This is a genomic window from Microbulbifer variabilis ATCC 700307 (assembly GCF_000380565.1).
In the GTDB taxonomy this organism is placed as follows: domain Bacteria; phylum Pseudomonadota; class Gammaproteobacteria; order Pseudomonadales; family Cellvibrionaceae; genus Microbulbifer; species Microbulbifer variabilis.
In genome coordinates, this window is record NZ_AQYJ01000023.1 from 76,773 (window position 1) to 91,782 (window position 15,010).

General features: G+C 41.2%; 2 protein-coding genes. Both read right to left on the bottom strand.

All coding sequences use genetic code 11. The features are described 5' to 3' along the window. Positions 1-10: 10 nt before the first annotated feature. Complete coding sequence (locus G367_RS23200) at positions 11-9,748, bottom strand: non-ribosomal peptide synthetase (protein WP_020412137.1); 9,738 nt, start codon at positions 9,746-9,748, stop codon at positions 11-13. A gap of 3 nt (positions 9,749-9,751) precedes the next feature. Continuing rightward, positions 9,752-14,833, bottom strand: a complete 5,082-nt coding sequence (locus G367_RS23205) for a non-ribosomal peptide synthetase (protein ID WP_020412138.1) — start codon at positions 14,831-14,833, stop codon at positions 9,752-9,754. Positions 14,834-15,010 lie beyond the last annotated feature (177 nt).

Genomic DNA, 15,010 nt, shown 5'->3' on the forward strand with positions numbered 1-15,010 from the left:
TTTATTATCCCTATAAGACCATCTCAAATTCTTGAGTTTCGTCCTGGTTTGATGCTGCGTCTTGCTGTAACGAAGTACTTAATTTTTCAATTGTTTGATTTGCAAATAACATTGCTAGTGGGATGTCTATACCAATTATCTGGCGACTTTTGGCCCCAAGACTGATGGCTTTGATTGAATCTCCTCCGATACTAAAGTAGTTATCGCGGATACCAACCTGGTCCAATCCCAAGACTTGTTGCCAAACCTCGCATAACTGGCGTTCGAGTTGCGTACGTGGTGCCAGATAATCAGTCTGGGAAACAAGTTTGGGAGTTGGCAAGGATTTTTTATCCAGTTTACCGCTTAAATTGACAGGTACTTTATCAATCCAGTTAAAGCTTGTCGGAATCATATAGTCGGGCAATACCGATGTTAATGTAGCTTTTAATAGATCAAGATCTTTGGATTCCTCGGAATCTGGTACTAAATAGGCTGCCAAGTATTTTTGATTTTGATATTCATGATCCGTTACTACCGCTTGCTTAACTCCTTCCAGGTCATTTAAAGCCGCTTCGACTTCACCTAACTCAATACGGAAACCTCTAATTTTGACTTGTAAGTCATTGCGACCGATATAATCTAGCTCACCGCTGGGTAACCATCTGACCAGATCGCCAGTTTTGTAAAGTCTGGTATAACCTCTGGCTTTATCTTCCTCGCTGGCAAAGGGGTTTTTTATAAAACGCTCTGCTGTCAGTTGAGGTTGGTTCAAATAGCCCCGGGCAAGGCCGGCTCCGCCTATGTGCAACTCACCAACGGCCCCTATTCCTAATAACTGACCTGATTTATCGAGGACATAACTTTTGTTATTGGCGATGGCCCTGCCTATGGGGATCTGGTTGTCTTCTGATTGAGGTGGACAATGATATTGATGGCTGCTGATAGTCGCTTCTGTAGGTCCGTAGACATTAATGAGTTTATCCCCCAAATCACTGGCCAGCTTGGTTGAGGTCACTTCGCCACCCGAGATGACTCGCTTCAAGCCATGCTTTTCCCCAAGCTCCAATGCCAGTAGGAGACTGGATGGTGCATCCAGGTGAGTAATGGACTCTTGCTCAATCAACTGCTCAAGATGACTAAAAGACTGGATATCGGCTTGACTGGTAATTACTAGCCGCGAACTACTAAGCAATGCGATAAATATTTGCTCTATTGAGGCATCAAAAGTGTAGTTAGCCAGTAATAACAGAGACTCATCAGAAGAAATCTCATACGCTTGTATATTATGCTGCATCAAATTTACGCAACTACGATGCTCAATCATCACACCTTTAGGCATGCCAGTGGTACCGGATGTATAAATCACATAAGCCAGGTCGGATGGTGATGTCAGCGCAGGTAAATTTTCTCCACTTATTGCTTCATTCAGAAGTAACTCTTGGGTTACACAGAATATGAATTCTTGACGTTCAAGACCGATGATTTTTCGGAGTTTATCCTCAATACTCTCTCCTGTCAGGATCATCGGGCATTGACTGTCAGATATGATATAACGCAGGCGCTGCTCGGGGTAATCTGGAGAAAGCGGCAAATAAGCTCCACCGGCTTTTAGTACTGCTAAAATAGCAATGACCATATCGATACCGCGTTCGAAATATAGTGAAATAAGGGTATCTGGAATTATCGATTGCCCGTAGGCTGATTGATATTGTTTTGATAGGATGCGGGCCAGGCGGTTGGCCCTTTCATTAAGTTGACGATAAGTAATCCGCTGCTGTTCAAAGATCAGTGAAATGTTATTTGGCGTTTGCAGGGCTTGCTGTTCAAATAAACCATGTAAGGTTTGTCCCTCAGGGAAGTCAATTCTAGTATTATTCCACTGACCCAGGATTAGTTGACGTTCAGTTTCACTAACTCGGTCAATCTGATCTATACATAACTTCGGTGTTGCCAACAAGCTTGTGAGTAGGTGTTGATACAGGTTGGCAATGCGAATGATGGTATTTTCATCAAAAAGGCTGATCGCATAATTAAAAGTTGCAGTAATTTCCTCACTACCATCATTTAAAAATAGACTTAAATCGAAAATTGCCGGTGAATAAAGAGAAGTTTCTCCATCAAGTTCAGAGGGTAAAAAAGGAAAATTTTCATTAACATTTTCTTTCTGAACAAAGCTCTGTACGCCGAACATGACTTGGAAAAGTGGGTGGCGCGAGGCATCACGTTCAACATCAAGTGCCTCGAGCAGGCGTTCAAAAGGCAGTTCCTGATGCACTTTAGCCTGAGTAACGGTCTGATGCACCTGGGCTATCAAATCCTTTACAGTCATTTTAGTATCAAGAATAGCTCTCAATACTAGAGTGTTCACGAAAAATCCAATCAAGTCTTGAGTTTGGGCATGGTGACGATTATCTGAGGGTGTGCCTACAAGAATATCTTCCTGCCCGGATAAGGTTGCGAGGCAAAGATAAAACCCAGTTAGTAATAGAGTATATAAGGTAGTACCTTCAGCTCTTGCAAAAGCGCGTAACTGCGCTGACATATTTCTGTCTAGGATAAAGTGATAGTGCTTACCTCTTTGATCAGCCTTTGGCGGCCGTGGATGATCTAGTGGCAGTGCCAAGGGTTCATAACCGGACAACGTTTTTTGCCAGTAATTCAGCAGATTTTCCAGTGTCTCACCTTTGAGATGGGCTCGTTGCCAAACAGCATAATCATGATATTGAATTTCCAGCGACGGTAATGATGCTTGCTGCCCCTCACAAATAGCATGATAGATTTGTGAAAATTCTTTAATGAAAATGCCAGTAGACCAGCCATCAAAAGCAATATGATGCCAAAGAATCAACAAGTATCGTTGTTTTCCTAACTGGTACATATGTAAGCGGACGGCACCCTCATGGTTTAGATCAAAAGGGTGATTATTTTCCCTTAGCAGGGCAGTCTTCAATTGAGCTTCATCATTAAGCTGGTGCTTGTTTATTTTTATCTCCCTGGGCTGAACTTCTTGTAGGCTGACACCATGTTTGTCAGTGTAATAGATACTGTTGAGTACAGTATGACGTCGTACTACCTCACATATTGCCCGTTCAATATTATTCAGCGATGCCTGCGGCTTGAGCCTGACTAAGTAGGGAATATGATATGTACTTGCCCCGGAGTCGAATTTCTCGATAAAGAATAAACGTTCCTGTGAAAAAGACAGGGGATAAGGGCCGACTTTTACCGAAGGAATTCTTAGTAGAGGCTTCTCCTCAAGCCCTTTGGAGAGGGCAGCAATATTTTTTTTCTCAAACAGAGTTGCTAGGGGAAGTTCAATACCTAATTCCCTGCGAATGGTAGCTATGAGTTGTACCGCATTGATCGAATGTCCACCGATTCGAAAAAAGTCATCCGCAATACCTACACGATCAAGTCCCAATATCTGCTGCCAGATCAGGCAGAGATTTTGTTCAAGATTGGTGCGGGGAGGGAGATAGTTATCATTTATGATCAATTGTGGATTTGGTAACGCACGATAATCCAGTTTTCCATTAGGGGTTAATGGCAACTTTTCTAGAAAAATATAGCTTTCAGGGACCATGTATCCCGGTAAATTAGTGGATAGAGTTTGCTTTATGGTTTCCGGTGAAGTTTTCTCTCTTGACTTAAGTACTATATAAGCAACTAATATTGTATTTTCTTCATGGTGAAAAGTAGTCACTAGTGCCTGTTTTACTACGTCAATTTCATGTAGGGCTGACTCGATTTCTCCTAATTCGATCCGGTAGCCCCGTATCTTAACCTGCTTACCAATGCGCCCAAGGTACTCTAAATTTCCGTCTGGTAACCAGCGAACCAAATCCCCGGTTTTATATAGCCGGTCATGTCCCCTTTCTCTATCTTCATCACTGGCATAAGGATTATTAATAAAGCTCTTAGCTGTCAGCTCTTTCTGATTAAGGTAGCCGTGAGCAATACCTGCACCGCCAATATATAGTTCCCCGGAAGTCCCGACAGGCGACAGCTGGCCACTTTTATCTAAAACATACAATTTCTTATTATACAGTGGACTGCCAATAGGCAGTTTTCTCATCTTGGTATTCAAGTGACAAGCAGTAGCAAAAACAACCGTTTCAGTAGGGCCATAAACATGTGTGAACGAAATTTCAGGGTGGTCGTTAACTAGCTGGTGAAAAGTTCCTGCATTGGCCTTTTCTCCACCAAACAAAATATTTTTTACCTTCAACCCGTTTAACAGATTCTCTTTGGTCAAGACACTCAGTAATGCTGTTGTGATAAAAAATGAATCAATATGATGGCTATTTAGATAATTTATTAAGTGTATAGGAGATTGGATTACGTCCTGCGTAGCGAGATGCATACTACAGCCATTAAGAACACTGTAAAATAAGTCAAATATAAAACCATCAAAAGCATAGGAGGACAAACTGGCTATATTGGTCACCCTGGAGGCTTCCAAATAACGATTATTACAAGCAAAGGCTGCTACTGCATTATGTGGCACTAAAACGCCTTTAGGCTTACCTGTTGTCCCTGAGGTATAAATCACATAGGCAAGATGATTGCTACCTGATGTTTCTGGTAAATTATCGTAATGATATTCGGCGATTCCCTTATCATCATCAACTACCAGAGTTGATGGGGCCTGGTACTCGCCAGCGTCAGATGCGGGTAGTGCCGATAAGCTCTGCTTATCACTCATTACTAACGAGACTTGGGCATCTTCCAGCATAAATTTGATACGTGCTTGAGGGAGGTCTGGAGCAATTGGCACATAGGCAGCTCCAGCTTTCAGCACAGCCAAAATGGCAACCACCATATCTGCACTACGTTGAAAACATAATCCTACTAGAGTGTTGGGTTGTATTGCCCCTGCGGCGCTGGCCCTATATTTATCTAAAAGCGCACGTGCAAGACGGTTGGACTTTTGATTAAGCTCCCGATAGCTAAATCTGTATTGCTCAAAAACCAGGGCAATACGATCAGGTGTCTGCCTGACCTGTTGTTCAAATAATCCATGTATAGTGTCTCTGTCGGGATAATTAACCTGGGTATCATTCCACTGGTACAACGTTTTCTGCCGATCAGCTGCACTTAGCTTTTCTATTTGTGCTATCGGAAGGTCTGGCCGAGAAAGGAGACCGGAAAGCATTCTTTGGTAAAGGCTGGATATACGCACTATGGATTCTTTATCAAAAAGACTTACCGCATAGTTAAACCCCGCTGTAATTTCATCGCCACAATCATTTAGGGATAAACTTAGGTCAAATTTTGCCGGTACATATAAGTTGCTTTCATCAACTAATTTTTCAGGAATGAAAGGTAATTTTTCGGAATCACTGATTTCCTGCCCATTATTCTGTAGACCAAACATTACCTGGAATAAAGGGTGGCGAGAACTATCTCGCTCTATCTTCAGCTCTTCCACTAGACGCTCGAATGGGAACTCCTGGTGTACTTTGGCCGAAGTTACGATCTGGTGCACTGTAGCGAGTAGTTCTTTTACCGACATTTCGGGCTTGATTACAACACGCAGAGCCAGGGGGTTAACAAAAAAACCGATCAAATTTTGAGTCTGGGCATGATGACGATTATCTGACGGTGTGCCCACTAAAATATCTTCTTGCCCAGACAGGGTTGTCAGGCATAGGTAGAATCCACTAAGAAGTACCGTGTATAGGGAGGTTCCTTGATCTCTTGCTAATGTTCGTAACTGTGCTGAGATTTGACTACCTAGAGTGAACCGATAGTATTTACCTCGGTGATCAGCCACTGTGGGTCTGGGGTAATCAAGTGGTAAAGCCAAAGGTTCATATCCGGACAAACGTTGTTGCCAATACTGTAGCTGCTTCTTTTGCTGCTCTCCTTGCAGATAGTCGTGTTGCCAGGCAGCATAATCACGATATTGAATATCCAGTTCGGGTAGGTGAGCTTCTCGCTTTTGACATATGGCTTGGTAAATTTCTGAAAGCTCTTTAATGAAAATCCCGCTAGACCAGCCATCAAAGGCGATGTGGTGCCAGAGTATCAGTAGATAATCTACTTCCCCTAATTTATATATATGAAGTCGAATTGCCCCTTCCTTTTCAAGGTCAAAAGAACGCATACACTCTTTTCTAATTAAGAGCGTTAATTGTTTTTTATCCGCAGCCTTGTGCATTTGTAAAGTGACAGGAGTAGAGAGCACTTCTTGCCGACTAATCCCCGTGTTATCGGTATAATAGATACTGTTAAGCACAGTATGCCTACGAATCACAGCGTTTAGTGCTTGTTCAAGCTTGTCCAGCGATGTCTTTGGCTTTAGCCGGGTAAAATAAGGTATATGGTAAGCACTGCTTCCGGATTCAAATTGTTCAATAAATAGCAGTCTTTCCTGAGCGAAAGACAGTGGAAATGCGGTTGCGTTTGAGCGTGGGATTGTCAAGAGTTCCTGTCTTTTTAATTCTGAAATCAGAGTGGCTATATTTTTTTGTTCGAACAAATCTTCCAGTGAAACTTCTATAGCCAGTTCTTGGCGAATAGTAGCAATTAGTTTCACTGCATTGATTGAATGGCCACCTATACGGAAAAAATCATCCTTAACGCCTACTTGTTTCAGCCCCAGTACACGTTGCCAGATCTGACACATCTGACTTTCTAGTTCGGTTCGGGGTGCAAGGTAGTTATCCTTAGAAATTAGTTCCGGGGTGGGTAAAGCACGATAGTCTACCTTACCGTTGGTGGTTAGCGGGATCTGATCCAAGTAAGCATAGCTCTCCGGTAACATATACTCAGGTAAGCTAAGAGCCAATGTCTTCCGCAAGGCTTCTGATGAAATATCTTGTGCTAGAAGAGGTACTATATAGGCTATCAGTAAGGTACTACCCTGATGATGATAAGTTGTCACCAGTGCCTGCTTTACCGCTTCTATGTTGGTGAGCGCAGTTTCGATTTCTCCTAACTCAATTCGGTAACCCCGAATTTTAACCTGCTGTCCTATGCGTTCCAGATATTCCAAGTTTCCGCTGGGTAACCAGCGCACCAAATCGCCGGTTTTATATAGGCGATCATACCCCCTGCTTTTATCTTCATTATTGGCAAAAGGGTTATCGATAAAACTCTGTGCTGTCAGTGCTTCCTGGTTGAGATAGCCTCGGGCGACTCCTGCTCCACCGATATATAATTCCCCTGGAGCCCCGATGGGTACCGGATAACCTTTTTTATTAAGTACGTAAGCCTTAACATTATTGATAGGGCGCCCTATACATCGATTATTATTTTGCTGATAAAAGTTCAGGCTTTGAATGGCTGTTACCGTAGCTTCAGTTGGTCCGTATTCATTAATAAGCTTGTCTTTCCAAATATTTACCAACTCCGGTGAACAAGATTCACCGCCAAATACCACTCTTTTTATTTGCTGTTTGTTTTTGATATCACCTAAAGTCAACAAATGAGCAGGAGATGCTACCAAGTGTGTAACCTGATGTTTGGCTAATAAGCCGATGATTTTTTCCGGTTGTTTTAATATTCCTCTTTCGGGTAATATCAACCTCCCACCATTCAACAGAGCCAAATAAAAGGGCTCAACTGAAGCGTCAAAAACATAAGACAACAGCCAAAGTACACGTTCTTGATTGTTAAAATTAAATGCTTCGCTTTGTGCTTTAATTAGATTAACAACGGATTTATGCTCTACCATAACTCCTTTAGGAGTACCGCTTGTGCCTGAGGTATAGATTAGATACGCCAGGTTGTTTCCTTGCGGACCATGACTTAGGTTTTCGATAGAATACGGCGCAGTTTCTACTTGGTTATCTACTGCAAGCAATAAAGGTGGGGTAGGGATTTCCTCGAGTAAAGAGCGGAGTTTATCTAGCTTGAAACTTTGACTTAATACCAGAGCAGAATTACTGTCTTCTAATTGAAATTTCAGACGTTTTTGAGGTGCATCACAGGCAAGAGGCAGGTAAGCTGCGCCGGCTTTTAGCACAGCTAATATCCCTATTACCATTTCCAGGCTTTGCTCAAAATATAGGGCAACGATAGTATCAGGTCTTATCGTATCTCCGTGTTTATTTTGATAGTTATGCTGTATTGCTCTTGCTAACTGATTAGCTTTTTCATTCAACTCTTGGTAAGTTAGTTGTTTTTCTTCAAAACTAACCGCGATTGAATCATGATTTATTAGGGCTTGAGTTTCAAATAGATGTGATAAGCTTAGCTCATTACCACCAGGTGAGCTTGTCTGATTCCAATCAATTAAAACTTTTTGGCGATCCCTATCTGATAAACTATCAAAAGTATTGATAGATCGTGAGGGCTGCTCCAGCATCTGTACCAAAATTTTTTGATAGACTCTACCGATATGAATAATGCTGTCTTCATCAAATAGACTTACGGCATAACTAAATATACCTTTTATCTGGTTCCCACTGTCATCGAGAGTTAGGCGTAAATCCGCTTTTGCAGGCGAATATAATGGATTTTGAGGATCTGTTTCTACCTGGGTAAACGGCAATTCATATAGGTTTGTTAAACCAAAATTTTGTACCGTAAACATTACCTGAAACAATGGATGGCGGGACAAATCCCTTTCCACTTCCAGTGTATCAATGAGAGACTCAAATGGTAGATCTTGGTGAGTTTTAGCCGCAGAGACTACCTGATGTACTTGCCTGATTAATTCATCAGCTGTTATATCTGCATTTAACTTTACTCGTAGCGCCAGTGAGTTGACAAAAAAGCCAATTACGTCTTGGGTCTGGGCATGATGACGATTATCTGACGGAGTACCTATCAGGATATCTTCTTGCCCTGATAGGCTAGACAGTGTTGCAAAAAAAGCACTGAGGAGGACGGTATATAGAGTAGTTTCCCTTGTTTGGGCATAGTGCCGCAATTTCAGGGATAGTCCAGTCTCTAACGTAAAGTAGGTATTTTTTCCTCGGTAATCCATTTTTTTGGGGCGAGGGCGATCTGTTGGTAAAACTAAAAGTTCATAACCGCATAAGGTATTATGCCAGAAAGACTTTAGCTTGGAGAGATTCTCTCCATTTAGGTAATCCCTCTGCCATTGGGCATAATCGCTATATTGGATAGATAGGTCTGGTAAGCGTACTTCCTGACTGTTAAGTAGAGACTGGTAGATGCTAGATAATTCCCGTAAGAAAATATCCATTGACCAGCCATCAAACGCAATATGATGCCACATAATTAGCAAATACAGCTTTTTATTGACCTCATAATATTTCAGGCGCATTGGTGGATCTTGCGACAGATCGAAGGGACGCACTATCTCATCTTTTACCGCCGGTAGTAACTTTTCTTCTGTGCTTAATTGGTTTGTCGAAATTTTAACAGGGTCAGATAATATCTGGCTGATATTCCGGTTATCAGACTCAATATAGACTGAATTGAGCACGGGATGGCGTATTGCCAAATGTGTAAAAGCACTTTGTAGAATATCTAATCGGGCATCTTGGTTCAATTGCACTAAATATGGAATGTGATATGCACAGGTTTCAGGCTGTAAACGTTCAATAAATAATAGTCGCTCCTGAGCAAAAGACAGGCGGTATTGTATGAGTTCCTCAAGCTTGGAAAACTTTTTCTGTGAGTCAATTTTTCTTTTTTGTAAATACTTAACTAACGGAGACTTTTCTGCTTTCAATCGTGTTAGTAGTTCTTGCGGTATTTCATCACCGCTACTTGCCAATTTAAGAATATCTCCACTGACCCATACAGCCAGTTTATTTTTCTTGAGTTCTTTTAATAACGCCAACATCAACTAAATCTCCATTACAAACTGATTATTAGCCGTAGGCTTATCAGCCAGCTTGGGAATGACCATGCTTTGCTGGTTTTTTAATGCAAGTGCTAATCTGGCAATGGTGCTGTGCTCTAATAGTAGGCGTAAGGGAATATCTATCCCGCTTAACTTTCGGCTGACAGCTGTGAGCTTTACTGCATTGATGGAGTTGCCACCGATACGGAAGAAGTTATCCTCAATCCCGACCTTGTCCAGCTTCAAGACTTCTTGCCAAACTGCACACAAATGTCGTTCAAGCTCATTTCTTGGCGCTTCGTAATTATGCTGCGTGACCAGTTCTGGCTCAGGTAACAGATTGGGGTCAAATTTGCCATTGATATTAAGGGGGATGACATCTATTAAATTATATGAATCAGGCACCATATAATTGGGTAGGCTCGATTGTAGAAATGACTTTATTGCGTCGCAATCCAATACTACATCATGTGTTGAAACCAAATAGGCTGCCAAGACTTGATTGCCCTTTAACTCCCGTTTAATAACAACTGCCTGCTTTATTTCAGGGTGAGTGCACAAGGTGTTTTCGATTTCACTTGTTTCTATTCGATAACCACGGATTTTTATTTGGCTGTCGTTTCGGCCAAAATACTCTAGAGAACCGTCAGGTAACCAGCGGACTAAATCACCAGTTCTATATAATCTATCGTAACCTTTATCCAGATCTTCCTGTGTTGCAAAATAGTTGGGAATAAATCGCTGTTGCGTTAAGGTTTCTCTATTTAAATATCCGCGAGCCAGACAAGCTCCACCTATATATAATTCGCCAATAACACCAACAGGTGAATAATGTCCATATTCATTTAATACATAAAGCCTCACATTATCGATTGGTTTTCCTATGTTTATTTGGTCAGGTTTCTCTATTTTTTGCTGTGTCACACATACCGTGGCTTCTGTCGGGCCATATTCATTAAATGTGAACTCGGCAGGTAATACTGCTAATGGACTTAAATTGTCACCACCTGTGTGAACTAATGTTAATGTGGAATTCCTTAGTTCTTCCGCAATTTCATTGAGTATTGCAGTTGGAATAAATGCCTGGTTAATATTATTCTCATTGATATATGAAATTAGCCTTTCACTCTCAACTCTACATTCATCCGAGGCAATATGGAGTTCCGAGCCAGATAAAAGTGCTGGAAATATTTCAAAAACACTGGCATCAAAAACATAGTTGGAGAACTGCAAGATCCGTTTTTCAGTATTCAACTGATGACTTTTGATCATGTATTGAGCAAGATTTACTACACTTTGGTGCTCTATCATCACCCCCTTGGGTTTTCCTGTAGTGCCGGAGGTGTAAATCACATATGCAAGAGCTTTGGAATCTAGCTTAATAGCGGGAGATGCTGACGATTGAGTGAGTAGCAATTCAGGTATGTCAACAGAAATAAGTAATGGAATATTTTTAAATTCTGATAGTTTTTTATCAATCGCAGTAAAGTGGTGCCGTTGCGTTAGAATAATCGGAGCTTGACTGTCTTTAAAAATAAATTGAGTACGTTGCTCTGGGTATTCTGGAGAGATGGGTAAATAGGCTCCGCCAACTTTTAAAACGGCTAACATACTAATAATCATGTCCAGGCTGCGATCTAAATACAGCGCTACTATTGTATCTGGCATTAACTCATGGCCGGTTTGAGCTCGATACTGAGTGAGAATAACCTGGGCAAGTTGATTAGCCTTCTTATTAAGCTCCTGATAGCTGATAACACTATCCTGATACACCAGGGCTGTATTTTTGGGGGCTTTACTTACCTGGGATTCAAATAATTCAACCAAAGTTCTGCTCGCTGAATATTCGGTATCGGTATTATTCCATCTGGCAATCTGTTGATTCAGTTTAGCATCAGATATATCCAAATCTGATATTTTACTGGCATCCCCCTGCAGGATTTGGGTCATTACTGACTTAAATGAGGCCATCATATTCTGAATAAACCAAGGGGCATGTCGTTCCTGATTGAACTCCCATAGTACGGTAACAGGATCGCCACTACCTTCCTGCCCGATCCTGGGTATAACCACAATATTTAAATCGAACTTTGCAGATTTGCTGCCGATGGCTTCGACCAATTGCATCTCTGAGATGCCAGGCAATGTCATTTTGGGTAATGGAGAATCATGAAAACTAAAACAGACCTGAAATAACGGATTTAATTCTTTAATACGCTCAGGATTTACCAAATCAACTACAGTTTCAAATGGAAGTTCCTGATTTTTTTGTATTTCTTGTGTCGTATCAAAACATGTATGAATAAAATCATTGATTTCTTGTTTTGAGTTCTGTTTTATTCTCGCAACATTGGTTGCCACCATCATTCCGATAGTGTTCTCTACTCCTTGATAATTACGGTTCGCAGTGCCAGTGCCGACGCAAATATCGGTATCACCGGAGTACCGAGATAATACTAAGTTGACGGCCGCCAACATAAAGGAAAATGGCGTTACTCCCTGGTTCTGACAATAATTTTGTATCTTATGCCAGAAATTCCGAGGGATCTTCATTTTTTTAGTGTCTCCTCCCTTTAAATCTCCCGTGGCGGTCTGAGGTAAATTGATTTTAGTTGGGGCATCTTTGAGCTTTTCATACCAGAATAGCTTTTGTTTTTCAGCTGCTTCGCTCGTTAGCCAGTTGTTTTGAAAAACAGCAAAGTCGGCGTACTGCCCAACATGATTAAGAGTTATATTTTTTCTGCCCTCGAGTCTTTGCTGATAGCAGGAGAATAAATGCTCAAGAAATATATTCGAGGACCAGCCATCATGGACAAGGTGGTATTCAATATGAATAAGAATATGTTCTTTGTCTGTTAATTTTACTAATCCCCAGCGTACCAAAGGTAGTTGGGTAATGTCGAATACCTGGTTCAGACCTTCTGCTATTAAATAGTCAACCTGCTGTTGAGCCTGGTGATAATTCATGGAGCTAAAATCATATCTAGCTAACTCAACCTGGTAGTTTTCATGGATGTATTGGCAGGGTTCTTCCAAAGAATAGGAGCTTCGGTAAATCTCATGTGCATCGACTACATCCTGGATAGAGTGAGCAAGAATGTCTGGATCGATTTCACCTTTTAGAATCAACTTGCTCTTTGCATGATATGCTCTATTTCCTGGGTTGGATTTTGTCAAAAACCATATGGCTCGCTGCTGAGAGGATAAAGGTGAAATAGTCCGATATTTATTATCCCTGGTATTGATACTGAAACTTTGCTGGCAGCGAGGTAATTCCTGCCAGATATTTTCAGGTGTGCGCTCTGTATAAATTAACTCAACTGGAATATTTACAGATATTTCTCTGGCGAGTTTTGAACATAATCGAATGGCTGAGATTGAGTCGCCACCAGCGGCAAAGAAGTCTTCTTTCCATGCCAAAGGTAACGCTGTGTATTCATTTATCCAGGCTAGAAACGTCGCCTGTTCAGAATTAAGATTCACATCCACCATCGCAGATGTGTCGTGTGTTGCCATCGATAATAAAATCGATTTATCTATTTTTCCATTCTCTGTCAGCGGAAGCTCAGGTAGAATATGAAAATGCTCAGGTACCATGTGAAGTGGCAAATGTGCCTTTAGGTGTGATGCGAGCTGTTGTATATCCAACGAGACTTCTCGCTTGAGTACTGCATATGCATGCAACGATTGTTTGTTTCCTGTATCGCTTACAAGTACACATGCCAAGGCAATGCCATTTAGAGTTTTTAGGCAATTTTCAATTTCCGAAAGCTCTATTCGGTGGCCTCGTATTTTTACTTGCGAGTCATTCCTGCCTATAAACTCAAATTCGTCTCCTTGGAGGCGTCGAACTAAATCTCCTGTTTGGTATATGCGTTTATAACCGTCGCGACTAATTTCCGATGGTAGTAAACTACCGCTGATAAATTTTTCGGCTGTTAATTCTGGTTTTCTCCAGTAGCCACGAGCAATGCCTGTACCGCCAAGATATAGTTCTCCAATATCTCCGATGGCCACCTGCTGTAAATTACTATCTAACACCCAGGCTTCGGTATTCTTTAACACTTTGCCGATATTATTTGCTGAATCCCCATGTGTAAAAAGGTGTGCGGTCGCGCAAACAGTAGTCTCTGTCGGTCCATAGGCATTGAAAATTTTGCTTTGCCTGTTGAGCTTTTGCATCATATCTAGTGCCGGTGCTTCACCAGCAACAACAATACTTTGCAAGGAGTGAAGTTTTTCTTCAGGTAATAACGCTAATAATGATGGTGGTAAAGTGGCAAACTGTATTTGATTGTCTCGGATTAGGATCGCAAGTTTATTGTGATCTTTACGTTCCTCCTCGCTAGCAATATAAATCGTTTGCCCCAAAAATAGACTGGCAAATATCTCAAATACACTGGCATCAAAAACATAAGATGCAAACTGTAATGTCCTTTGATAATTAGCTAGTGAAAACCTTTCAATTTGAGCCGAAGCGAGATGAAGGATATTCTGATGAGTGATCATGACCCCTTTAGGGTTGCCTGTTGTTCCAGAGGTGTAGAGTACATAGGCAAGATCATTAAGGCAGTTCTTTTTAGCTTCACCTATTGAAGGGTCGGGTTCAGTAGTATCTTTAGTGTCGGAAAAGAGTAAAGTTGGCTGGTTATGAGATGAGTTGAGCCAGCTCGTCAGCTGAGCATCATGATGAGTTTGAGTTACAACCACTCTGGTTTTGGTATCCTGAAAAATATATAAAGCTCTCTCTCGTGGATACTCTGTAGAGATTGGAACATAGGCAGCTCCGGCCTTTATTACTGCCAACATGGCTATTATCATGTCCAAGCTTCGATCTAAATACAGTGCAACTAGATTTTCCTCTGAGTTTTCTTCTTTAGCCAGCGTCTGGCTGATTAGAGTCGAAAGTGACTTTGAACGCTTATCAAGTTCTTGATAACTAATACTTATTCCTTGATGTACAAGAGCTGTTTTATTTGGATTTATACTGATTTGCTTTTCGAAACAGCTATAGACCGACTGGGCTTTTGAATTGAAATTCTCGCTGTGAATTTTTGGTGAATTAAATATTTCATTGATTTCCATTATCAGTACTCCATTATTATTTTTTGAATTAAATTTGTATTAATTGTAAATATTGAGAGGTTTAAGCTCGGGTGCTTTATCCGGTTTGTACTCTTTTTTAATGACTTTCAAATATTATAAATATGGCAGTTTTATGACTTTCTATATGGCGTATATGATCGATCAGGTCTGATAAGC

Bases quoted from the DNA above. Each gene is read 5' to 3' on its own strand.
- G367_RS23200 (WP_020412137.1), bottom strand. From the start codon at position 9,748: ATGTTGGCGTTATTAAAAGAACTCAAGAAAAATAAACTGGCTGTATGG.
- G367_RS23205 (WP_020412138.1), bottom strand. From the start codon at position 14,833: ATGGAAATCAATGAAATATTTAATTCACCAAAAATTCACAGCGAGAAT.